The organism is Nocardia aurea, from assembly GCF_003123685.1.
GTDB classification, from domain to species: domain Bacteria; phylum Actinomycetota; class Actinomycetes; order Mycobacteriales; family Mycobacteriaceae; genus Nocardia; species Nocardia aurea.
The window spans coordinates 283,575-305,095 of the sequence record NZ_QCYJ01000130.1; the positions used below are offsets into that span (position 1 = coordinate 283,575).

At 65.7% G+C, this 21,521-nt stretch carries 24 protein-coding genes and 4 tRNA genes; 7 read left to right on the top strand and 21 right to left on the bottom strand.

What is annotated here, in order from left to right; translation table 11 throughout:
- Positions 1-4 precede the first annotated feature (4 nt).
- The 18 genes from DAT37_RS33120 to DAT37_RS33205 form a co-directional block, all read right to left on the bottom strand.
- Positions 5-1,015 carry an MCE family protein gene (locus DAT37_RS33120; RefSeq protein WP_198654558.1) on the bottom strand — a complete coding sequence of 337 codons (1,011 nt, stop codon included), beginning with the start codon at positions 1,013-1,015 and terminating at the stop codon, positions 5-7.
- On the bottom strand, positions 1,015-2,079 hold the full coding sequence (locus DAT37_RS33125; protein WP_109528825.1) for an MCE family protein: 1,065 nt from the start codon (positions 2,077-2,079) through the stop codon (positions 1,015-1,017). Before DAT37_RS33125 ends, DAT37_RS33120 begins: the two co-directional genes overlap by 1 nt.
- A gap of 8 nt (positions 2,080-2,087) precedes the next feature.
- On the bottom strand, positions 2,088-3,437 hold the full coding sequence (locus tag DAT37_RS33130; protein WP_109528826.1) for an MCE family protein: 1,350 nt from the start codon (positions 3,435-3,437) through the stop codon (positions 2,088-2,090).
- Positions 3,434-4,300 (bottom strand): MlaE family ABC transporter permease, encoded by an 867-nt coding sequence (locus tag DAT37_RS33135; RefSeq protein ID WP_109528827.1) that lies wholly within the window; start codon positions 4,298-4,300, stop codon positions 3,434-3,436. Before DAT37_RS33135 ends, DAT37_RS33130 begins: the two co-directional genes overlap by 4 nt.
- Before the next feature lie 3 nt (positions 4,301-4,303).
- Positions 4,304-5,065 (bottom strand): MlaE family ABC transporter permease, encoded by a 762-nt coding sequence (locus DAT37_RS33140; RefSeq protein WP_109528828.1) that lies wholly within the window; start codon positions 5,063-5,065, stop codon positions 4,304-4,306.
- A 43-nt stretch (positions 5,066-5,108) separates the two neighbouring features.
- Entirely contained in the window at positions 5,109-6,185 is a 1,077-nt protein-coding gene (locus DAT37_RS33145; RefSeq protein WP_198654559.1) for an ABC transporter ATP-binding protein, read from the bottom strand.
- A gap of 242 nt (positions 6,186-6,427) precedes the next feature.
- Entirely contained in the window at positions 6,428-6,802 is a 375-nt protein-coding gene (gene rplL, locus DAT37_RS33150; RefSeq protein WP_109528830.1) for a 50S ribosomal protein L7/L12, read from the bottom strand.
- A 66-nt stretch (positions 6,803-6,868) separates the two neighbouring features.
- Entirely contained in the window at positions 6,869-7,411 is a 543-nt protein-coding gene (rplJ, locus tag DAT37_RS33155) for a 50S ribosomal protein L10 (protein ID WP_109528831.1), read from the bottom strand.
- Between the two features lie 515 nt (positions 7,412-7,926).
- Complete coding sequence (gene rplA, locus DAT37_RS33160; protein WP_109528832.1) at positions 7,927-8,640, bottom strand: 50S ribosomal protein L1; 714 nt, start codon at positions 8,638-8,640, stop codon at positions 7,927-7,929.
- A gap of 89 nt (positions 8,641-8,729) precedes the next feature.
- Positions 8,730-9,164, bottom strand: a complete 435-nt coding sequence (gene rplK / locus DAT37_RS33165; protein ID WP_109528833.1) for a 50S ribosomal protein L11 — start codon at positions 9,162-9,164, stop codon at positions 8,730-8,732.
- Between the two features lie 190 nt (positions 9,165-9,354).
- A complete protein-coding gene (gene nusG, locus DAT37_RS33170) occupies positions 9,355-10,158 on the bottom strand; it encodes a transcription termination/antitermination protein NusG (protein WP_198654576.1) in 804 nt (267 codons plus the stop codon).
- 113 nt (positions 10,159-10,271) lie between these two features.
- Positions 10,272-10,640 (bottom strand): preprotein translocase subunit SecE, encoded by a 369-nt coding sequence (secE, locus tag DAT37_RS33175; RefSeq protein ID WP_109528834.1) that lies wholly within the window; start codon positions 10,638-10,640, stop codon positions 10,272-10,274.
- A 31-nt stretch (positions 10,641-10,671) separates the two neighbouring features.
- Positions 10,672-10,744, bottom strand: a tRNA-Trp gene (locus DAT37_RS33180).
- 277 nt (positions 10,745-11,021) lie between these two features.
- Positions 11,022-12,092, bottom strand: a complete 1,071-nt coding sequence (locus DAT37_RS33185) for a fused (3R)-hydroxyacyl-ACP dehydratase subunits HadA/HadB (RefSeq protein WP_109528835.1) — start codon at positions 12,090-12,092, stop codon at positions 11,022-11,024.
- 258 nt (positions 12,093-12,350) lie between these two features.
- Positions 12,351-12,521, bottom strand: a complete 171-nt coding sequence (gene rpmG, locus DAT37_RS33190) for a 50S ribosomal protein L33 (protein WP_011211653.1) — start codon at positions 12,519-12,521, stop codon at positions 12,351-12,353.
- Between the two features lie 43 nt (positions 12,522-12,564).
- Positions 12,565-12,640: transfer RNA gene (locus DAT37_RS33195), tRNA-Met, on the bottom strand.
- Positions 12,641-12,731: 91 nt separating this feature from the next.
- Positions 12,732-12,804, bottom strand: a tRNA-Thr gene (locus DAT37_RS33200).
- A 145-nt stretch (positions 12,805-12,949) separates the two neighbouring features.
- The gene (locus DAT37_RS33205; protein WP_109528836.1) at positions 12,950-13,441 is read right to left on the bottom strand and encodes a YajQ family cyclic di-GMP-binding protein; all 492 of its coding nucleotides are present in this window, start codon (positions 13,439-13,441) and stop codon (positions 12,950-12,952) included.
- 184 nt (positions 13,442-13,625) lie between these two features.
- Here DAT37_RS33205 and DAT37_RS33210 point away from each other — a divergent pair.
- Positions 13,626-13,708, top strand: a tRNA-Tyr gene (locus DAT37_RS33210).
- Between the two features lie 87 nt (positions 13,709-13,795).
- On the opposite strand, the gene htpX is transcribed toward DAT37_RS33210, so the two are convergent.
- Together htpX and DAT37_RS33220 are read right to left on the bottom strand one after the other, a co-directional pair.
- Positions 13,796-14,671: a zinc metalloprotease HtpX gene (gene htpX, locus DAT37_RS33215; protein ID WP_109529120.1), complete on the bottom strand. Its 876-nt coding sequence runs from the start codon at positions 14,669-14,671 to the stop codon at positions 13,796-13,798.
- Between the two features lie 211 nt (positions 14,672-14,882).
- Entirely contained in the window at positions 14,883-15,905 is a 1,023-nt protein-coding gene (locus tag DAT37_RS33220) for a polyprenyl synthetase family protein (RefSeq protein ID WP_109528837.1), read from the bottom strand.
- Positions 15,906-16,112: 207 nt separating this feature from the next.
- On the opposite strand from DAT37_RS33220, the gene DAT37_RS33225 reads away from it, so the two are divergent.
- From DAT37_RS33225 to DAT37_RS33235, 3 genes are all read left to right on the top strand, one after another.
- A complete protein-coding gene (locus DAT37_RS33225; protein ID WP_109528838.1) occupies positions 16,113-17,384 on the top strand; it encodes a geranylgeranyl reductase family protein in 1,272 nt (423 codons plus the stop codon).
- A 12-nt stretch (positions 17,385-17,396) separates the two neighbouring features.
- Entirely contained in the window at positions 17,397-17,822 is a 426-nt protein-coding gene (locus tag DAT37_RS33230; protein WP_109528839.1) for a helix-turn-helix domain-containing protein, read from the top strand.
- Between the two features lie 63 nt (positions 17,823-17,885).
- The gene (locus DAT37_RS33235) at positions 17,886-18,326 is read left to right on the top strand and encodes a VOC family protein (RefSeq protein ID WP_109528840.1); all 441 of its coding nucleotides are present in this window, start codon (positions 17,886-17,888) and stop codon (positions 18,324-18,326) included.
- 69 nt (positions 18,327-18,395) lie between these two features.
- Here DAT37_RS33235 and DAT37_RS33240 read toward each other — a convergent pair whose 3' ends face one another.
- Positions 18,396-18,902 (bottom strand): DUF2505 domain-containing protein, encoded by a 507-nt coding sequence (locus tag DAT37_RS33240; RefSeq protein ID WP_109528841.1) that lies wholly within the window; start codon positions 18,900-18,902, stop codon positions 18,396-18,398.
- A 40-nt stretch (positions 18,903-18,942) separates the two neighbouring features.
- Here DAT37_RS33240 and DAT37_RS33245 point away from each other — a divergent pair, with 40 nt between their 5' ends.
- From DAT37_RS33245 to DAT37_RS33255, 3 genes are all read left to right on the top strand, one after another.
- Positions 18,943-19,407, top strand: coding sequence for a DUF3592 domain-containing protein (locus DAT37_RS33245; protein ID WP_109528842.1), 465 nt, complete (start codon positions 18,943-18,945; stop codon positions 19,405-19,407).
- A gap of 112 nt (positions 19,408-19,519) precedes the next feature.
- A complete protein-coding gene (locus DAT37_RS33250; protein ID WP_109529121.1) occupies positions 19,520-20,662 on the top strand; it encodes a glycosyltransferase family 4 protein in 1,143 nt (380 codons plus the stop codon).
- Between the two features lie 135 nt (positions 20,663-20,797).
- Positions 20,798-21,508, top strand: coding sequence for a demethylmenaquinone methyltransferase (locus DAT37_RS33255; RefSeq protein ID WP_109528843.1), 711 nt, complete (start codon positions 20,798-20,800; stop codon positions 21,506-21,508).
- The last annotated feature ends 13 nt before the right edge of the window (positions 21,509-21,521 follow it).

The following is a 21,521-nucleotide window of genomic DNA, read 5'->3' on the forward strand; positions in this document are numbered from 1 at the left end:
CACGTCAGTTACCTCCCAGGGTGCGCACCGGTGCGCGGTCGCCCGGAATCTCGGGCAGGGCGGGCGGGATCACATTGGTGATCACCGCGTCGAACCAACGACCCGAGCCGAGCACATTCGCGTACAGGCCGTAGAACGGCGCCGCGAGTTCCAAGGTCTTGGAGATGTTCTGCTGGTTGTCGTTCAGCAATTCGATCGACGCGCGCAGATTCGTCAACGCGGGACCGATCTGTTCCTCGTTGTCGTGCACCAGCGCGCTCAGTTCGGCCGACACCGTCTTCGCGCCGGTGAGCAGCTGGTGAATGGCCTGCTGGCGGATATTCAACTCCGCGAGCAGCTGTCCGCCCGAGGCGAGCAGACGCTCGAATTCGGCATTGCGATCGGCCAGCACCCGCGTGGTCCGATTCGTCGCGCGGAACAGGCGCTTCAATTCCTCGTCGCGTTTTGCCAGCGTTTCCGAGAGCCGGGCGATACCGTCGATGGAACCCCTGATCTGCGGCGGTGTGGTCTCGAAGGCGTCCGCGAGCACCTGCATACTCGTCGCCAGCTGGCCGGTGTCGATGTTCTCCAGGCTGTTCGCCGCGTCGGTGAACGCATCGATGACGTCGTACGGTGCGACGGTGCGCGACAACGGAATCGGCTTGCTCGGATCGGCCGGATCGGTCCCGCGCGGATCCAGTGCCAGGTACTTCTGGCCCAGCACCGTCTTGATCTGGATGGAAGCGGTGGTCTCGTCGCCGATCCAGGCGTCCTTGGTCCGGAATTCGACCAGGACCCGGTCACCGTCGAGGCTCACGCCCGCGACCTGGCCGACCTTCACACCGGCGATGCGAACCTCGTTGCCCTTCTTCAGACCCGCCGCCTCGGAGAATTCGGCGGTGTAGGTGATCCCGGCGCCGATGATCGGCAGCCGGTCGAGGAAGAACGCCGACACCGTCACCAGCAGCACCATCGACAGTCCGAGCGCGCCGAGAAATGCCGGGCTGCGTTTACCGAGCAGAATGCGGTCGTCCATCAGCGGGCCTTCCCCGAGCAGCGCGGCGCGGCATTCGTGTACAGCGGCTGGTTGATCGTCGGCATCCCGGCGGGCAGGTTGAGCTGCGGCGCGTCGACCGCGCCCGGCCCGACCACGACGTCGATACCGCACAGATAGAACTGGAACCAGGAGCCGTAACTACCGACACGGCCGAGCTTTTCCATCTTGATCGGCAGGGTCGTCAGCGCCTGGTTCACCTCGTCGGAACGCTCGTCGAGCGTTCCGGTCAGCTGGCTGAGGCCCGCGATCGAACCCTGCAGGGTCGGCCGCACCGGAACGAGCAGGTCGGAGGTGGCCGAGGCCAGATTTCCCAGCGAAGACACCGAACGCCCGATCACGTCACGCTCGGCGGACAAGCCGCTGACCAGCGCCTCGGTATTCACGATGAGCTGGTCGAACTGGTCTGTGCGCTGATTGACCGTTTCCAGTATCTGTGTCAGGTTCTTGACCAGCTCACCGATCACCGCGTCCTTGTCGGCGATCTTGTTGGTCAGATCCGCGGTCGAGGCGACCAGATCGTGAATGGTGCCCTGCTCACCCTGGAACACCTGGATGATCTCGAAGGACAGCTTGTTCACATCGTCGGCCGTGAGCGTGCGGAACAACGGGCGGAAACCGTTGAACAGCGTGGTCAGGTTGAGCGCGGGGCGCGTCTTGTCCAGGCCGATGGTCGCGCCCTTGTTCAGCTTCCTGCCCTGTTCGCCCACCCCCTGTTCGAGAGCGATATACCGCTGGCCGACCAGGTTCCGGTAGCGGATGGTCGCCGTCGTCGACGCGGGCAGCCAACTGCGGTCCTGCACCTCGAACACGACCTCGGCCTGTCGCCGGTCGACGATCTTCACCTCGGTCACCTTGCCGACCCGCACACCGGCGATACGCACCTCGTCGCCCTTGTTGAGCGAGGTGACGTCGGTGAACCTGGCCTTGAACTCGGTGCCGCCGCCGGTGTAGTTGGCGATGGAGAGGCCGAGGATCAGTGTGGCGAACAACGTCACGATGACGAAAATGATCAATTTGGTCAACGGACCGCCGAGCCCGCGCATTTTCGCCCTCATCGCACACTCACCTCGCTACCGCGGAACGCGGGCGCACCGGCCCGTGTCACCCAACCGGGCACTTCCTCCGGCGAGACACCGTGCGCCGCACCGTAGATCGCGCCGAGCGACTGCTGTTCGCCCGGCGAGCCCGCGACCGTGGGGACCTGTCCGGCGGGGAAGACCCCGAGCTGCGGCTCCGGCAGATAGCCGGTGGTCTGATCGCCGGGATTACGACTCGGCACCGCGTAGGAGCCGTCGTTGGGCGGGCCGCTGATGTACTGGCCGACGTCGACGCCGAGCGGATACTCGGCGACACACCAGGGCGGCCTGGTATCGAACCAGCGCGGCTCGTCCTGGTTGGGCAGATATCTGCCGCGCGTGTTGACCAATTCGATCGTCACCCGGGAGCCTGGATTGTCCTTACCCATCCCCATGATGTCGTCGATACGCGGTTTCATCTTCGCGAAATTCGCCATCGTGCAGGCGTAGGTCGGCGAGTATTTGGCCAGCATTTCCAACGCCGGACGAGAATCGGCGGCGATATCGACGATATTGTCGCGATTGGCGACCAGGAAATCGGCGGTACTCGCCGACGTCGGGGTCAGGACCGCGTAGAGCGTGTCGATATCCGAACGACGCTGCACGATCGTCGCGTTCGTGGTGCGCAGATTGTTCAGCGCGTCGATCAACTGCGGCGCGGCGTCGGAATAGGTGGCCGCCACCGTCGCGAAACTTCGCAGATCGTCCTGCAATTCCGGCATGACCGCGTTGACCTCGCGGAAGATGCCGTCGAGCCGGTCGATGGTGACGCCGAGCGCGGTGCCCTGACCGGCCAGCGCCTGCGACAGCGCGCCGAGCGTCGCGGCCAGATCCTGCGGCGGAATGGCCTGGAGCAGTGGCATCAGATCGTCGAGCAGTTTGCTGATCTCGATCGCGTTGCCGCTCTGGTCCTGATACAGCGTGAGACCGTCGGTCAGGTGCTGCGGACTGCGCTCCTCGGGAATGATCAGATCCACGTACCGCTCACCGAACAGTGTCTTCGGCAGCAGCCGCGCGGTGGCGTTGGCCGGGATCTGCTCGGCCTTCGCGGGGTCGATCGCCAGGTCCAGGGTCACCTTGCCGCCCTCGGAACTGCTCGAACGGACCTCTCCGACATTGACGCCGCGGACCTTCACATCCGCGTTGCGGGTCAACGCGTTGCCGACGCTGTCGGTGATGAGGTCGACGTCGACCGTCTTCACGAACTGCTTGTTGTAGATCGCGACGGTCGACCACAGGAACAGCGCGACCAGCGCGAAGAACGTGACACCCAGTACCCGGACGCGGAGTTTCTCCGTCCTGCGCCAGGTCTGCCCGCGGCTCATCCGGCGACCCGCACGGTGGTCGTCGTGCCCCAGATCGCCAGGCTCAGGAAGAAATCGAGCACATTGACCAGCACGATCGCCGCGCGCACCGCACGCCCGACGGCGACGCCGACACCGGCTGGACCGCCGGTGGCGTTGAAGCCGTAGTAGCAGTGCACGAGGATGATCACGAACGCGAAGACCAGCACCTTGAGGAACGAATAGAGCACATCCTCCGGTGGCAGGAACAGACTGAAGTAGTGGTCGTAGGAACCACTGGACTGCCCGTTGAACCACACGCTGATCAGGCGCGAGGCGATGAAGGTGCCGAGCAGGCCGACGACGTAGAGCGGGATGACCGCGACGAAACCGGCGATCACGCGGGTGGTGACCAGGAACGGCACACCGGGCACCGCCATCACCTCGAGCGCGTCGATCTCCTCGGAGATCCGCATGGCGCCCAATTGCGCGGTGAAACCGCAGCCCACCGTGGCCGAGAGGGCCAAAGCCGCCACCAGCGGCGCGATTTCACGGGTGTTGATGTAGGCCGTCAAGAAGCCGGTCAGTACCGAGCTACCCAGCGAGTCCAGCGCCTTGAAACCCTGGAGACCGACGACGACGCCGACCGAACCGGACATGAAGACGATGACGCCGATGGTGCCGCCGATGACGGCGAGCGCGCCGGTTCCGAAGGTCACCTCGGCCAGCAGCCGCATGACCTCCTTGCGGTAGTGCACCGCGGTGCGCGGGATCCACGCGATGGCCCGGGCGTAGAACGACATCTGGTCGCCCGCGCGATCGATGACATTCAGTGGTGCGCGCGCGATCTCACCGACCCGGCGTGTCGTCTTGGCGATGACCGGGTTCCGATAGGGAGTGGCCATGGATCATGCGCCCTTGGCGGGGACGACCTGCAGATACACCAACGTCAAAACCAGATTGACGAAGAAGAGCACCAGGAATGTGATCACCACGGACTGGTTCACCGCGTCACCGACTCCTTTCGGACCACCTTTGGGATGCAGCCCCTTGTACGCGGCGATGACACCGGCGAGAAGACCGAACACCAGCGCCTTGATCTCCCCGATCCACAGATCGGGCAGCTGAGCCAGTGCCGAGAAGGACGCGAGATACGCGCCGGGAGTGCCGCCTTGGAGCAGCACGTTGAAGAAATAGCCGCCCGCGATGCCGACGACCGAGACCAGGCCGTTGAGCAGCAGGGCCACCAGCATCATGCCGAGCACGCGCGGTACCACCAGGCGCTGGATCGGGTCGATGCCGAGCACTTCCATCGCGTCGATCTCTTCGCGGATGGTCCGCGCGCCGAGGTCGGCCGCAACGGCGGAACCGGCCGCGCCCGCGATGATCAACGCGGTCACGACCGGTGCGGCCTGCTGCACCGTGGCCAGCACGCTGGTTGCGCCGGTGAAGGATTCGGCGCCCAACTGCTTGATGAGCGAACCCGTCTGCAACGCCACGACAGCGCCGAACGGGATGGCCACCAACGCACTCGGCAGGATCGAGACACTCGCGATGAACCACGATTGCTCGATGAACTCCCGCCACTGGAACGGCTTCTTGAAGGTCTTGCGAACGACATCGATGAACAGCGCAAAAATGTTGCCCGCCTGCGCAAACGCCGACTCCATTGGAGTCAACACACGCGCGAAGGTCCGATTCACGGACCGTATGTTACCCGCTGGTTGTGTTGTGTCGAACTGTTGAGTCGAACGCGCCGCCCTGGTACTTGTTCAGATCGGCGGTGTTGTATGCCATGACCTGTGTGTCGTCGTTCTCCGCGAGTGATTCGCGGATGGCGACCTGCGCGGCGTGTGGCAGCGTGTGGAGGATTTCCTGTACCCGCTGCTTACGGCGGTGTACCGCTTGGCGTACCGGCATACCCGGCTGGGCCTTCATCTGCGGGATGATGCCCTCGACCTCTTCGGCGCCACCGTGGTGGTGACCGGCGTCGACCATGGCCTGCTCGCGGGCCATCTGGGTCTCGTCCTTCTCCTCGGACATGCCGATCGGGCCGATCATGCGGCCGTTGAGGAACTGCTTGACCACGGGCTCCTCGGAGGTCAGCAGCACCTCGCGCGGACCGAACATCACCAACTGCCTGCGGAACAGCATCCCGATATTGTCCGGGACCGTACGGGCCAGGTTGATGTTGTGCGTGACGATCAGGATCGTGGCATCGATCTGGGCGTTGATATCGATCAACAGCTGCGACAGATACGACGTACGCACCGGATCCAGACCCGAGTCCGGCTCGTCGACGAGGATGATCTGCGGATCCAGCACCAGCGCACGCGCCAGCCCGGCACGCTTGCGCATACCGCCGGAGATCTCACCGGGGAGCTTGCCCTCCGCGCCGAGCAGACCGGTCAGCTCGAGCTTCTCCATCACGATCTTCTTGATCTCGGACTCGTTCTTCTTCGTATGCTCACGCAACGGGAACGCGATGTTGTCATACAGATTCATCGAGCCGAACAGCGCGCCGTCCTGGAACAGCACACCGAAGAGTTTGCGGATCTCGTAGAGCTCCTTGTTCGAACACGTCGTGATATCGGTGCCGTCGATGAAGATCGACCCGCGCTCCGGGCGCAACAACCCGATCAACGACTTGAGGAACACCGACTTACCGGTACCCGACGGACCGAGCAGTGCGCTGACCTCGCCCGACGGCAGAGTGATAGAGACATCCTGCCAAATTCGCTGGGAACCGAAGGATTTGGTAACACCCTCGGTCCTGACCTCGACGCCCACGCCAACCTCCACTTTTTCTCAGCGAGCACCCCACCGCGAACCGCGCGCTCGGTCATCGCGGCGTGCGTGTGATAGTGGGTTCGGTCACTCTAACCCACGAGCGAGACACGGCACACCCCAACCTGACCGAAGAGTAACCCACAAACCTTCTCAATATTCGCAATGACCGCGTGCTCGCACGCGCGAAACGCGGAACGGGCGGTCCCCCGCAGGGAACCGCCCGTTCGACGTGATTCTTCGAATTACTTGACCGCGACCTTGGCGCCGGCCTCTTCCAGCTTCGCCTTGGCGGCCTCGGCGGCATCCTTGGCGACCTTCTCCAGGATGGCCTTCGGGGCGCTCTCGACGAGGTCCTTGGCTTCCTTCAGGCCCAGGCCGGAGACGATCTCACGGACCACCTTGATGACCTGGATCTTCTTGTCGCCCGCGCTCTCGAGCACGACGTCGAACTCGTCCTGCTCCTCGACGGCCTCGACCGCGGCGGGGCCGACGGCGGCGACGGCGACGGGGGCAGCCGCGGTGACCTCGAACTTCTCTTCGAACTTCTTGACGAAGTCCGACAGCTCGAGCAGGGTCATGTTGCCGAAGGTCTCGAGCAGTTCGTCAACGTTGGCCATTGTTGTTCCTTTCGGGGAAATGAGTATGTGGGTCGGGTGACGCCGTCACCCGTGAGAGACCGGAGGTCACTCGGCGGCGGGGGCTCCGCCTTCTTCGGCCTGCTTCTTCTCCTGCAGCGCGGCGGCCAGGCGGGCCACCTGCGAAGCGGGAGCGTTGAACAGACCAGCGGCCTTGGCCAGGTTGCCCTTCATGGCACCGGCCAGCTTCGCCAGCAGCACCTCACGGGTCTCCAGGTCGGCGATCCGCTCGACCTCGGACACGGACAGCGGCGCGCCGTCCATGTACCCGCCCTTGATGACGAGCGCCTTGTTGTCCTTGGCGAAGGCCTTGAGGGCCTTGGCCGCGTTGACAGGCTCACCGCTGATGAAGGTGATCGCGGTCGGTCCGACGAACAGGTCGTCGAGGCCTTCCACGCCCGCCTCGGCGGCGGCACGCTTGACCAGCGTGTTCTTGGCGACGGAGTAGGTGGCCTCCGTGCCCAGCGCCCGACGCAGCTCGGTGAGCTTGCCGACCGACAGGCCACGGTATTCCGTGACGACGGTGGCGGTGGAGCTCTTGAACTGCTCGGTGATCTCCTCGACCGCGGTAACCTTCTCGGGTTTTGCCATACTTCGCCTCCTCTCTGGATGTCGGTTCGTCTACGAACTGTCGAAAACCAGGGCCCGGCGAATCACGGACAAAACTAACGCCCCGGACGCAGAGCGTTCCGGGGCGCACAGGACAACCGACTCGGCGAGCGAATCGAGTTCCCGACCTCGGCTCTCCCTGCGTGGGCCGCCGGCAATGTCGCCGGACCTTCGACCGACCCCGTGCGGGATCGACGACCAACGGTCTTCGGTAGAACGGATTGGGTAGTTATCGAACTGGTCGATGACTGACGTTCAATGTACCCGGTAGGCCCACCATCTGCCAAAACAGGGTCCGACCGCCGCGCGGAACCACGCCTCGCGGACACGTGTCGCGCTCATCGCGCCCTGTGAGACCGATTTCGACGCCCCGTCGAAGTTGTTGTGTCCGTGCGTGATCGGGATGGGAACGGTGCCGAAAACGGCCGAGGGCGGGAACGCGGCTCGCGTTCCCGCCCTCGGCGGTGATCGGTGAGGTACGAGACCTCGGGCGCTACTTACGCGTCCTCCTCCAGGAGGTTGCGGGTGCGGTTCGGGTCCACCGGGATGCCCGGTCCGGTGTTCGTCGAGACCGTGATCTTCTTGACGTAGCGGCCCTTGGCGGTCGACGGCTTGACGCGCAGGATCTCGTCCAGCGCGGCACCGTAGTTCTCCACCAGCTTGGCGTCGTCGAAGGACGCCTTGCCGATGACGAAGTGCAGGTTGGCCTGCTTGTCGACGCGGAAGTTGATCTTGCCGCCCTTGATGTCGTTGACGGCCTTGGTCACATCGTTGGTGACCGTGCCCGTCTTCGGGTTCGGCATCAGGCCGCGCGGGCCCAGGACGCGCGCGATCCGGCCGACCTTGGCCATCTGGTCGGGGGTGGCGATAGCGGCGTCGAAGTCCAGCCAGCCGCCCTGGATCCGCTCGATCAGATCCTCGGCGCCGACAGCGTCCGCACCGGCGGCTTCGGCCTCGGCGGCCTTCTCGCCCGCGGCGAACACGATGACGCGAGCGGTCTTACCGGTGCCGTGCGGCAGGTTGACGGTGCCGCGCACCATCTGGTCGGCCTTACGGGGATCCACACCGAGACGAACGGCGACCTCGACGGTCGCGTCGGTCTTGGTGGTGGCGGTCTCCTTCGCGAGCCGCGTCGCGGCCAGCGGCGAGTACAGCTGGGACTTGTCGACCTTCTCGGCCGCGGCGAGATACGCCTTGCTTCGTTTTGCCATGATTCTCTGTCCTCGTTATAGGTTCAGAAGTGGTTGTCGGGCCTGGCCGGCCCTCCCACTCGGGAGCGGAGTCGCTCGGAAGGCGGTACTCAGCCCTCGACGGTGATACCCATCGAACGCGCGGTACCCGCGATGATCTTGGCCGCCTGATCGATATCGTTGGCGTTCAGATCTTCCTGCTTGGTCTTGGCGATCTCACGGACCTGGTCCATGGTGACCTTCGCGACCTTGAGGCGATGCGGCTCGGCCGAACCCTTCTGCACACCGGCGGCCTTGAGCAGCAGCCTGGCGGCGGGCGGGGTCTTCAACTTGAAGTCGAATGTCCGGTCCTCGTACACCGAGATCTCGACCGGAATGACGTTGCCACGCTGCGACTCGGTCGCGGCGTTGTACGCCTTGCAGAACTCCATGATGTTGACGCCGTGCTGACCGAGCGCGGGGCCGACCGGAGGAGCCGGGTTCGCCTGGCCGGCCTGGATCTGCAGCTTGATGATCCCGGCGAGCTTCTTCTTCTTGGGGGGCATCTTTCTTCCTTGGTTTCGGTTCCTTACGGTTGCCGTAAGCCTGTTGCGGGCACGGCCCGCATCCGGACGCGCGGGCCCGGCATCAGCACACGGATCCGATGACGCGCATCGGATCCGCGCACGAACCAACACACCTTACCGGGGCCGTGCCCTGGTCCTTCGCGTGGGGCCACGGTGCGGCCCCCGCCGATCAGATCTTCGCGACCTGCGTGAACGCCAGCTCGACCGGAGTCTCGCGACCGAAGATCGACACGAGCACCTTGAGCTTCTGCTGTTCGGCGTTGACCTCGGAGATGCTGGCGGGCAGCGTCGCGAACGGTCCGTCCATCACGGTCACCGACTCGCCGACCTCGAAGTCGACCTCGATGACGGGCTTGGGGGCCACATCGGTGGAGCCGGAGCCCTCGGCGCCCGCCGCCGCGGGCTTCTTCTGCTGCTGCGCGGCCGGGACGAGGAATTTCACCACGTCATCGATCGACAGCGGCGAGGGACGCGAGGTCGCGCCGACGAAACCGGTGACACCGGGAGTGTTGCGCACCGCGCCCCACGATTCGTCGTTGAGTTCCATCCGCACCAGGATGTAGCCGGGCAGCACCTTGCGGTTGACGTGCTTGCGCTGGCCGTTCTTGATCTCGGTGACCTCTTCGGTCGGCACCTCGACCTGGAAGATGTACTCCTCCAGATCCAGGTTCTGCACGCGGGTCTCGAGGTTGGCCTTGACCTTGTTCTCGTAACCGGCGTACGAGTGGATGACATACCAATCACCGGGGGCGCGCTTGAGCGCTGCCTTCATCTCGGCGACGGGATCGGCGGGTTCGGCGTCGATCGGAGCGGCGTCGACCACGGGCTCGGATTCGACGGACTCCGATTCGTCGGATTCGGACGCAGCGGACTCGGATTTGTCGACCACAGCAGATTCCTCGACGGTCTCCACGGCATCCGCCGCGTCGTCGACCGGGAACTCGTCGTTGGTGTCGTTCTCCGGGGTGCTCACTGGGGCACTCGCTTCCTGTGTCGTCACGTACATCCTCTGCGTGCCGGGGCCGGACGCGGCGTCATGCTCCGCCCGCCCCGGGATCGGCTACCGGTGTCGGCGTTCGCGGGTGCTCAGCCGAACAGCCAGTTGACACCTTTGATGAACGCCAGATCCAACCCGCTGATGAACGCGACCATGAAGACCACGAACACCAGGACAACGCTCGTATAGGTGATCATCTGCTTACGGTTCGGCCAGATCACCTTGCGCAGTTCCGCGACGACCTCGCGCAAGAACTTGATCAACTTGGAGATCGGGTTGCTGCGCTTGGTCTTGGCGGCCGTTTTGCCCGCCTTCGACGGACGCTCGATCGTTGCCACCGAACCGGTGTCGACGGGAGCGGATCCGGCGCGGTTACGCCGAGCGGAACGCTTACCGCTCGGCCGTGCTACGGCGTCGTCGTCATCATGCGCGCCGCGGGTGTCCCGCTCGTCGCTCACGTCGATCCTCTCTCGTCGCCGGCATTCAGGGCAGGGGCGACAGGACTTGAACCTGCAACCTGCGGTTTTGGAGACCGCTGCTCTGCCAATTGAGCTACGCCCCTTCGGTCGGACATCCGGAACAAGTCCCGCACTCGTCCGACCACTCTTCCGTATTCAGTTGTACCCGGTGTCACACAACACACGCGCCACTCCGGCGGTTGCAGGCCCCGTGACGACCCCGAAGAAATCCTCCAGGGATATCATCCGGACCGTCTGGAACCAGCCCCATAGAGCAGCGCGCAGCGGCTGGTGACCCCAGAAACCTGAGTCTACGTTACCGCCCGCGCAGATAGCCAATCCGGGTCGGGCGACCAGGTCAGGCGGGGTACGCCGCCCCGGTCATGCCAGCGCGACCGTCGCGGTCGCGCGCCCGAAGATCTTCTTGCCCGCCGACTTCGCCACGATGGCGATCACCGCGGTCCGGGTCTGCGGATCCACCGACTTGACCTTGCCGGTGAACTCCACCTCGGCGGCCTCTTCCGAGCCGACGTAGACCGGGCTGGTGAAGCGGACGTTGTACTCCTTGACCGCGCCGGGATCGCGCAGCCACGACGTCACGAAACCGCCGCCGAGACCCATCGAGAGCATGCCGTGCGCCACCACATTGTCGAGGCCGACGAGTCCGACCACCTCGTCACTCCAGTGGATCGGGTTCGCGTCGCCCGAGACGCCCGCGTAGTTGACCAGATCGCCGCGGGTCAGGCGGACGGTGCGCGGCGGAAGTTCGGTGCCGACGGCGACGTCCTCGAACGCGAGCGCGCTCTTGCTCGGCGCGATATCGGGGACGGCGGCGACCGGGGCGGGCGCGACGGCGCCCGGCACCCCGGTGCGCGGGCGGTGCGCGGGAGCTTCCTCGTCGATGCCGTGCATCAGCACGTTGCGCACCGCGCCGGTCAGATCGGGGTCGATATCGCCGCCGCTGCGTCCGATGAGCGTGGTGTAGGTGGTGAGCACCATCTCGTCGTTCTGCGCGGTGACGATGTTCTTGGTGACGATGATGTCGCCGCCGAACGCCTGCCGGAACGAATGCAGGTAGACGTCACAGGTCAGCTGGTCACCGACCCGGATGGGGCGATGGAATTCCAGGATCTGGTCGGTCTGCATGATCTGGCTGAGGTCGTAACCGGTGACGATCGTCTCGAACAGCTTGCGCTGGGCCAGAATGCCGACCAGCGAGATGAAGGTCAGCGGTGCGAGCAGCCCGTCGTAGCCGTATTCGCGCGCGGCGTCCTCGTCCCAGTGCACCGGGTGGTAGTCCTGCACGGCGCGGGCGTATTCGCGAACCTTCTCACGGCCGACCTCGTAGTAGTCGTCGACGCGGTAGTGGTGACCGACCATCGCCGCCGCGTGAGCGGCGGGGTCGAAATCTGCCTCGCTCGCCTGGACCGCTTCTGCTGTACCGGTGTTCATTGTCACGGAAGGACTGTACCTATCTGACCCCGCAACGCGAGGTCTCGGCGGAGCGGACACGGCCTCGCAGACGCTCGGCTACCTGTCCGCCTTTCGCTGGCTGTGAGTAACTGTCGCTCGCGGTCAACCACCACCGTCGAATCCGTAAACGCACTCAGGGCCGGACATATCTGTCCGGCCCTTCGCAGCTTCACGTCCGAGATAACCGGGATTCGAACCCGGTGCCCAATCACGCGGCAGCGGCACGCGTCGAATGGACTAGCGGGATTCGCGGTGCGCCCGGTGGGTTCCGCAGTTCGGGCAGAACTTCTTCAGTTCCAGCCGATCCGGATCATTGCGGCGGTTCTTCTTGGTGATGTAGTTGCGATGCTTGCACTGCTCGCAGGCCAAGGTGATCTTTGGCCGGACATCGGTGGACTTCGCGGCCACGACATTCCTTCTTTCGGTCAACCAGATGGTCTGATCGGTTCTATGGTAGCGATGGCCGGACTTGAACCGGCGACACAACGATTATGAGTCGTTTGCTCTACCGACTGAGCTACACCGCCACGTGGACGCATTGCCTAGATGACGCGCCCGGCTCCCTCTCACGTGGGAACGTTTAGCGATGCCGAGTCGGTCACCACCGGCAATCCGGCGAGCCCCCTAACGGAATCGAACCGTTGACCTTTTCCTTACCATGGAAACGCTCTGCCGACTGAGCTAAGGGGGCATGACTAGCTCCGCACCGAAAACCACTTGCTCGACTTCGGCGCGGCGAAGTCTTGAACGAGGTTACACACCTACCGGTCGCAGTTCCAAACCGGGTGGTCAGAGCGGTTTTTGCGGCCACCGGTCCGGTGGCCGCCCGCCACCGGCTAGCGGTAGTTCACGAACTGCAGGGCGATCCCGAAATCCTCGCCCTTCAGCAGCGAGATGATCGCCTGCAGATCGTCGCGCTTCTTGCTGCTGACGCGCAGCTCCTCACCCTGGATCTGCGCCTTCACGCCCTTGGGGCCCTCATCGCGGATCTTCTTGGAGATCTTCTTGGCGTGTTCGGCGTCGATCCCCTGCACCAGCGTGCCGGTGATCTTGTAGGTCTTTCCCGACGGCTGCGGTTCGCCCGCGTCGAACGCCTTGAGCGAGATATCGCGTCGGATCAATTTCTCCTTGAACACCTCGAGCGCGGCCTTGACCCGCTCCTCCGCCTCCGCGGTGAGCACGATCTTCTCCTCGCCGGACCACTCGATCGTCGCGCCGGTGCCGCGGAAGTCGTAGCGGGTGTTCAACTCCTTCTCCGCCTGGTGCAGGGCGTTGTCGACCTCCTGCCGGTCGACCTTGCTGACGACATCGAAAGACGAATCGGCCACACTGCGCTCCTGTTCCTGACAGTCCTACGGGCTCACCTCGACCGGAATACGGCCACTGTCAGTTCTACCCGCCGACGACCGTCCCCGTCGCATCGCACGGGCACTACGGCAGGGCACTGTCCAGCCGGTTTGCAATTTCGGGAGGGGTACGTTGTAAGCTCACTTGCGCGCCGAGAAGCGCGACGGCAGGTTGCCCGAGCGGCCAATGGGAGCAGACTGTAAATCTGTCGGTGAAAGCCTACGTAGGTTCGAATCCTACACCTGCCACCCGAATACGAATGGGCGAGTTGTTCACGCGAAATATGTGAACGGCTCGCTCATTTTCTTTGTCCGGCCCCGATCCGAGCCGTTGGATCAGTGCAGGTGGGGACCGCCCCCCATCTCCTCCAGACGAGCGATACGCTCGGCCATCGGCGGATGGGTCGAGAACCAACGGGTGGCGCGCTCGCCCGCGCGGAAGGGGTTGGCGATCATCAGATGCGATTGGGCCGTCAAACGCGGCTCCGGCGGCAGCGGAGCGGCCTGCACACCGCGCTCCAGTTTGCGCAGCGCCGAGGCCAGGGCGAGCGGATCGCCGGTCAGTTCCGCGCCGGACTGATCCGCCTGGTATTCCCGCGAACGGGAGACGGCGAGTTTGACCAGCGTCGCGGCGATCGGACCGAGCAGCGAGACGAGGAAGACCCCGATGATATTCGGGCCCTCGCCGTTGCCACGGCCGCCGAACATCGACGCGAAGAAGGCCAGATTGGCGAGCCCCGAGATGACCGCGGCGAGCGCGCCCGCGACCGAGGAGATGAGGATGTCGCGGTTGTAGACGTGGGACAGCTCGTGACCGAGCACCGCCCGTAATTCCCGTTCGTCGAGAATCTGGAGTATTCCGCTGGTGCAGCAGACCGCGGCATGGCGCGGACTCCGCCCCGTGGCGAAGGCGTTGGGGGCGTTGGTCGGGCTGACGTAGAGCCGCGGCATGGGCTGGCGCGCCGTCGTCGCGAGTTCGCGCACGATCCGGTACATGACCGGCGCTTCCAATTCGCTGACCGGTTGCGCGCGCATCGCCTTCAGCGCGAGTTTGTCGCTGTTGAAATACGCGTACGCGTTCACCCCGACCGCGAGCAGGATCGCGACGACAAGGATCGTGGGACTACGGAACATGGCTCCGGCGAAGACGATCAGCGCCGAGAGACCGACCATCAGACCGAACGTCTTCAGCCCATTCGCATACCCGTGCATATCCGCCCTGTTCCGCCTCTCCGGCTGTGACTCGCCGCCGCCCGGGCACGAGTCACCCGCGAGCACACGACATCGGTTGTCGCGATGGGCCGCACGCCGATCTCACCGACGTCCGATATCGCCCACCGCCGATTGCATCACACCAGGTCAACGACGCGAGTCGGGGAAAGGTTCCTGATCGGTAACAGGGGCGCGGCAGCCGGGAGGAAGCTCAGCCCACCCGCTCGATGGTGTAGCGCACCAGACGCTCGAGCGCGTCGTTGGCGGGCCCGGGCGGGAGCGCGGACAGTTCGGCGTGCGCGATATCGGCGTACCCCTGCAATTTCTCCTTGGCCAGCGCCATCCCCCGGGAGCGGGCGAGGAGTTCGAGCGCTTCGGCGACCTCCTCGTCGGATTCCAGCGGACGGGCGAGCAGGACGCGCAGCCGGTCGCCCTCGGGGCCCTCGTCGCGCAACGCGTACAGCACCGGCAGGGTGTGCACACCCTCACGCAGATCGGTACCGGGAGTTTTGCCCGACTGTTCCGAGGCCGAGGAGATGTCGATGATGTCGTCGGAGATCTGGAAGGCGGTGCCGACCGCGTCGCCGAGCCTGGCGAGCCGTTCCACGTGCGCGGTGTCGGCGCCGGAGAAGGTGCCGCCGAAACGGCCCGAGGCGGCGATCAGCGAGCCGGTCTTCTCCCAGACCACACGCAGGTAGTGCTCGACCGGATCCTGGGATTCGCGCGCGCCCATGGTTTCGCGCATCTGACCGGTGACCAGCTCGGCGAAGGTCTCGGCGATGATGCGCACCGCGTCGGGCCCGAGGGTCGAAGTCAGCCGCGAGGCGTGGGCGAACAGGTAATCGCCCGCCAGGATGGCGATGTTGTTGCCCCAGCGCGAATTCACGCTCGGTGCGCCGCGACGCATCTGGGCTTCGTCCATCACGTCGTCGTGGTACAGGGTGGCCAGATGCACCAGTTCGACAACGGTGCCCGCGGTGATCAACGCCGGATCGGTGGGATTGGGTCCGAGCTGACCGGTGAGAACGGTGAACAACGGACGGAACCGCTTACCGCCCGCGCGTGCCAGGTGCAGAGCCGCTTCCTGGAGGAAATCCTCGCCGTCGGACAGTTCGTCGATGAGCAGTTTCTCGACCTGTTCCAGGGCATTGCGCACGGTCGACGCCAGCTCGGTGTCACCGAGATCGACCCCGGCCACCACCGTGCTCTGCTCTGTCACAGCCGATGTGCTCATCTCTTCTCCCAGCGATGCGTCCGACCCCACGGTGAAGAACCTAGCGTGTCCGCGCCGCGCGGCCCATGAACACCGTCACTCCACGGCGTACCGCCCACTTTTCCACATATTCGCCTCGGCGGAATCACCAGCCGTGGGGTGAGGTATCCGCCACCGAGGACGGGTCCGCCGTCGACATCGGCGCGAGCGCCCTGCAAGTATGAGCGCATGGGCTCACCGGATGTCACTCCCGCGAGCGGCGATGGCGACGCGCTGCCGAGCAGGGCCGAGGTGCTGGTCGTCGGCGCGGGCCCGGCCGGGTCGGCCTCGGCCGCGTGGGCCGCGCGCGCGGGCCGCGATGTGCTGCTGATCGATTCCGCGGTCTTCCCACGGGACAAGACCTGCGGCGATGGGCTGACTCCGCGCGCGACAAAGGAACTCGAACATCTCGGACTCGGCGAATGGGTGCGCGCCCACACCGTCAATCACGGCCTCCGAATGACCGGTTTCGGCCGTGAGGCGTTGTTGAGCTGGCCCGCCGGATCCTTCCCGACCTACGGAAGCGCCGTTCCCCGAACCGAACTCGACGACAAGTTGCGCGAGACCGCGGTGAAGTCGGGCGCGCGCATGCTGGACGGCACAAAGGTGGTGGAAGTCACTCGCGACGGTGATCGTGTCACCGGCGTGACGGTCGAGACCGCGACGGGCTCGCGCACCATCGCCTGCGAGCGTCTGGTCGTCGCCGACGGGGTCCGCTCCCCCGTGGGCAAGCTGCTCGGCCGGACCTGGCACCGCCGCTACGCCTACGGCACCGCCGCGCGCGCCTACATAAGATCCGGGCGCAGCGACGACCAGTGGATCACCTCGCATCTGGAGTTGCGCGATGCCGAGGGCGAACTCGTCCCCGGCTACGGCTGGGTGTTCCCGCTCGGCAACGGCGAGGTCAACATCGGTGTCGGCTCGCTCGCGACCGAGGCCCGCCCTTCCCACATCGCGCTGAAACCCCTACTGCGGCACTACACTTCGCAGCGCTACGAGGAATGGCAGTTCGAGGGCGAACTGCGGGCGATCGCGTCGGCGCTGCTGCCGATGGGTGGCGCGGTGTCGAATGTGGCGGGGCGCAACTGGGTGCTGATCGGCGACGCGGCGGGCTGTGTGAACCCGCTCAACGGCGAGGGTATCGATTACGGCCTCGAAGGCGGCCATATGCTCGCGGGCCTGCTCGACGAACCGGACCTCACCCGGGTCTGGCCCGAGTTGCTGCGCGCGTGCTACGGGCGCACGTTCTCGGTGGCGCGCCGCATCGCGGGCCTGGCCACCCACCCGCGCATGGTCCCACTCGGCGGTCCCCCGGTGATGCGGTCGAAATACTTGCAGCGCACCGCCGTTCGAGTGATGGGCAATCTCGTCACCGACGAGGATCTCGACCTCACCGCGCGGGCTTGGCGGCTGGCGGGCCGTGGCTCGATGCGCATGGACGAATTACAGCCGTTCTCCTGACGGGTGAGGGCCATGACCGAACCGCAGGCACCGAGGCTGCCCGCACTCGACCTGCTGCCGCATCTGCGCAAGGCACGGGACCTGGCCGATCGCCGGTACGCCGACCCGCTGAATCTCGATGAGCTGGCCGCGGCGGCCGGGGTGTCCAAATACCATTTCCTGCGCGCGTTCACCGCCGTCTACGGCCGTACACCGGCGCTCTACCTGGCCGAACGCCGGATCGAGCGTGCCCAGGATCTGCTGCGCGCCACGAATCTCACGGTGACCGAGGTTTGTATGCTCGTCGGTTACACCAGTCTCGGTTCCTTCAGCACCAAATTCCGGCAGCTCGTCGGCGTCGCCCCCTCGGAATACCAGGCGAAATTCGCCGACGGCGCGCCGCGCATTCCCGGCTGCTACGTCTTCATGCACGGCCTGTCCGACCGCACCCGCGAGTGAATCGAGCCCGACACCGCAATTTCGGAGAAGCCCGCCGAACCAGAACCGAAATAGCCTGTTCCCATGACGACGATTTCCAATATCTCGCTGGTCACGGTGTATGTGACCGATCAGGACGCGGCCAAACGGTGGTATATCGACAACCTCGGATTCGTGGAAGCCACCGATATCGCGATGGGTGACAACGGCTTCCGCTGGGTCACCATCATCCATCCGGACCATCCCGAACTCGAGGTGACCCTGATGATTCCCGGGCCGCCGCTCGATGACAATCTCGCCGACGCGATCCGGCGCTCGCTGGCCAACGGCACCCACGGCGCGCTCGGGCTGAGAACCGAGAACTGTCAGAAGGCGTTCGAGGATCTGACGGCCAAGGGCGTCGAATTCGTCGCGCCGCCCGCGGAACGCCCCTACGGCGTCGAGGCGATCATCCGCGACAATTCCGGGAACTGGCTGGTGCTGGTCGAGCCGAGGGAATTCGATCCGGCTGCCTTCAAGGGATAGTGACGGCGGATGGTGACACGATTCGGGCCCGCCACCGTCACCGGTCACGGGCCCGAATTCGCGGCGTCGTCAGGCGCTGGCCTGGCTGGTCACCCACTGCTCGACGAACGCGCGCTCGCTGTTGATCACCTTGCGGTAGAGCTGTTCGGCCAGGGGCTCGATAGCCCCGCCCACCAGCGGAACCTTCACCTTCACGGTGCCGACCACCTCGATCTCGGAACCCTCGGCGGTGGGGCGCAGCGTGTAGGCGCCGCTCATCTCGCCCGCGACACCGGTGGTCGTGGCTTCGAAGACGCCCTTGGCCAGTTCGCCGTCGAGCGCCTGCCAGTAGTCGGTGCGCGAGAGGACGAGATCACTCTTGAGCACCGTGCGCACGATGGCGGGAACCTTGTCCCTGCGCGCGGTTTCGGTCATGTGGATGCGAATGGTGCCCGCACCCTCGGGATGGGAGAGGTCGAAGGTCGCGGTTTCGGCCTCGGCGAATCTGGCGTGCCAGACACCGTCGCCGGTCAATGCCCGGTGGAGATCTTCGACCGGGACAGCGTAGGGCACGGTGAAGCTGAATTTTCGGGACATGGGCGCTCACGCTAGTCGAGTCGGTCGGTAGCCTGTCGCTGTGTCGGAAACCAGCCAGTCCGAAAGGCGGGCCGTTCGTCTGAGGCGGGCGAAGTTCGGTGTCTGCATCGCGGCGGCGGTGGTCAGTGTCCTGATGGGTCTGCTCGTGCTCGCCGCGTGGCGCAACGACTACCTGATCAGTTCCGACAAGGGGGTGACCACCGCGGAGGTGCTCTCGGCGGGACGGCTGCGGTCGGCGGTGATCTATGTGACCCCGGACGGGGAAACCCACAATCCCAAGGTCGGCGTGCTGTATCCGACCAATCTCACCGCGGGTGAGCGCATCAACGTGGAGTACAACCGGGCCGATCCCGATCTGGTCCGGGTCGCGGGCCGCGATGTGCGCGTGGCGCTGCTGCCCGCGCTGTCGGTGATCGTCGTCGCCTGGCTGCTCGCGCTCCCGACCCTGTGGATTCTCACCCGAATGGGCCGTCGACGCCCGTCGACGACGGTGCGAGCCCTCTGACCAGCGATTCTTCGACGCGCTCGGATCCAGCGCTCCAATAGTTCGCCGGACGTTTTCTCGATCGTCACGTCGGCGTGGCGGGTCGGCGCGTTCCGGCGGTCACGCTGAAGTGGTGCGCGTAGCCATCGTTTCGGAGTCGTTCCTGCCGAATATGAACGGCGTCGTCAACTCTGTCCTCCACATCATCGACCACTTGGATCGGCACGGTCACGAGGCGCTCGTCATCGCGCCGGACACCCCGCGCGGAATGCCGCCCGCCCCGCGTCAGCACGGCCGTTTCCGGGTGCACCGGGTGCCCGCGGTGATGGTCCCCAGGATCAGTTCCCTGCCGGTGGGGCTGCCGCAACCCGGTATCACGGCAGCGATAGGGGAGTTCGGCGCGGACGTGGTGCATCTGGCCTCGCCGTTCCTGCTCGGGGCAGGCGGGCTGGGGGCGGCCGTTCGCCTCGATCTGCCCACGGTGGCCGTCTACCAGACCGATGTCGCCGGATTCGCCAAGAGCTACGGACTCGGACTGACCGCCAAGGCCGCCTGGCATTGGACGCGGCGCATCCACGAGGGCGCGACCAGAACACTCGCACCCTCGCGCGCGGCGGCCGAGGATCTGCGCACACACGGCATCCCCCGTGTGCACCGCTGGGGCCGAGGTGTGGATATCGCCCGGTTCGCACCCTCGGCGCGCTCCGCGCGGACGCGGGCGAGCTGGCTCGCGGATTCGCAGCGGCTGCTGGTCGGCTTCGTCGGGCGGCTCGCCCCGGAGAAACATGTCGAGCGACTCGCGGTTCTCGCCCACGATCCGGATATCCAACTGGTGATCGTCGGTGACGGACCCGATCGGGCCGCGCTGAGCAGACTCATGCCGAACGCGGTGTTCACCGGTGAACTCGGCGGCGCCGAATTGGCGCGGGCGTACGCGAGCCTGGACGTGATGGTGCACGCGGGCGAGCACGAGACGTTCTGCCAGGGCGTGCAGGAGGCGCTGGCCGCGGGCGTACCGGTGATCGGCCCGGACGCGGGCGGCCCGCGCGACCTGATCGCGCACTGCCGCAACGGCTATCTGCTTCCGGTCGACCGCTTCGAGGAACTGCTGCCGAGCGCCGTCGGCGCGCTGCGCGACCCCGAGATCCGGGCCAGATTCGCGCATTCGGCCCGCGGATCGGTCCTGCACCGCACCTGGCCCGCGATCTGCGCCGAACTGATGGGCCACTACGGCGAGGTGACCGGTATGCGGGTCAGGCTGCCGCACACCGCCTGAGCCGCTGTGGCTGGTGGGCGGCTGTGCGGCCGATCACCGCGCACCCCGCCCGACCTGCCACGACGGCGCGACGTGCCAGCGCGCTCGGGCGGTCGACGTGGTCGCGCGGGCGGCCCGCGCACTAGGGTCGAACCCGTGGCGAAAACAGAGCAGCGGGAATCGTTTCGGGCCTCGCTCGAAAAGCAGCCGCACGAGGTCGCGTCGATGTTCGACGGGGTCGCGAAGCGGTACGACATCACCAATACCGTCATCTCGGCGGGCCAGGACAGGTACTGGCGGTGGGCGGTCCGCAAAGCGGTGGCACCGCGCCCCGGTGAGCGCGTCCTCGACCTCGCGGCGGGCACCGGTATCTCCACGCTCGACCTGGCCAGGTCGGGCGCGTGGTGCCTGGCCGCCGATTTCTCCAAGGGCATGCTCGCCGCCGGTCAGTTCCGCGATGTGCCGATGGTCGCGGCCGACGCCACCGCGCTGCCTTTCGCCGACGACTCCTTCGACGCGGTGACCATCTCCTACGGCCTACGCAATATCTCGGACTCCCCGCGGGCGCTGCGCGAGATGCTGCGCGTCACCAAACCCGGCGGCAGACTCGTGGTGTGTGAATTCTCCACACCCGTGGTCCCGGTGTTCAAAACCGTCTACATGGAATACCTGATGAAGGCGCTGCCGCGAGTGGCGCGCGCGGTGAGCAGCAACCCCGACGCCTACGTCTATCTGGCCGAATCCATCAGGGCCTGGCCCAACCAGCGACAGCTCGCGATGCGGATCGCCGACGCGGGCTGGTCCTCGGTGAAATGGCGTAATCTGACCGGCGGCATCGTCGCGCTGCACCGGGCCTACAAGCTCTAGTCGATCGCCTCCG

Excerpts from the sequence above, each read along its gene's own strand:
- rplJ (WP_109528831.1), bottom strand. The coding sequence starts at position 7,411 with ATGGCAAAACCCGAGAAGGTTACCGCGGTCGAGGAGATCACCGAGCAG.
- DAT37_RS33225 (WP_109528838.1), top strand. The coding sequence starts at position 16,113 with ATGGGCTCACCGGATGTCACTCCCGCGAGCGGCGATGGCGACGCGCTG.
- DAT37_RS33185 (WP_109528835.1), bottom strand. The coding sequence starts at position 12,092 with ATGAACACCGGTACAGCAGAAGCGGTCCAGGCGAGCGAGGCAGATTTC.
- DAT37_RS33220 (WP_109528837.1), bottom strand. The coding sequence starts at position 15,905 with ATGAGCACATCGGCTGTGACAGAGCAGAGCACGGTGGTGGCCGGGGTC.
- DAT37_RS33140 (WP_109528828.1), bottom strand. The coding sequence starts at position 5,065 with ATGGAGTCGGCGTTTGCGCAGGCGGGCAACATTTTTGCGCTGTTCATC.
- DAT37_RS33130 (WP_109528826.1), bottom strand. The coding sequence starts at position 3,437 with ATGAGCCGCGGGCAGACCTGGCGCAGGACGGAGAAACTCCGCGTCCGG.
- DAT37_RS33125 (WP_109528825.1), bottom strand. The coding sequence starts at position 2,079 with ATGCGCGGGCTCGGCGGTCCGTTGACCAAATTGATCATTTTCGTCATC.
- DAT37_RS33135 (WP_109528827.1), bottom strand. The coding sequence starts at position 4,300 with ATGGCCACTCCCTATCGGAACCCGGTCATCGCCAAGACGACACGCCGG.
- DAT37_RS33240 (WP_109528841.1), bottom strand. The coding sequence starts at position 18,902 with ATGTCCCGAAAATTCAGCTTCACCGTGCCCTACGCTGTCCCGGTCGAA.
- htpX (WP_109529120.1), bottom strand. The coding sequence starts at position 14,671 with ATGCACGGGTATGCGAATGGGCTGAAGACGTTCGGTCTGATGGTCGGT.
- rplA (WP_109528832.1), bottom strand. The coding sequence starts at position 8,640 with ATGGCAAAACGAAGCAAGGCGTATCTCGCCGCGGCCGAGAAGGTCGAC.
- DAT37_RS33230 (WP_109528839.1), top strand. The coding sequence starts at position 17,397 with ATGACCGAACCGCAGGCACCGAGGCTGCCCGCACTCGACCTGCTGCCG.
- DAT37_RS33120 (WP_198654558.1), bottom strand. The coding sequence starts at position 1,015 with ATGGACGACCGCATTCTGCTCGGTAAACGCAGCCCGGCATTTCTCGGC.
- rplL (WP_109528830.1), bottom strand. The coding sequence starts at position 6,802 with ATGGCCAACGTTGACGAACTGCTCGAGACCTTCGGCAACATGACCCTG.
- DAT37_RS33235 (WP_109528840.1), top strand. The coding sequence starts at position 17,886 with ATGACGACGATTTCCAATATCTCGCTGGTCACGGTGTATGTGACCGAT.
- rplK (WP_109528833.1), bottom strand. The coding sequence starts at position 9,164 with ATGCCCCCCAAGAAGAAGAAGCTCGCCGGGATCATCAAGCTGCAGATC.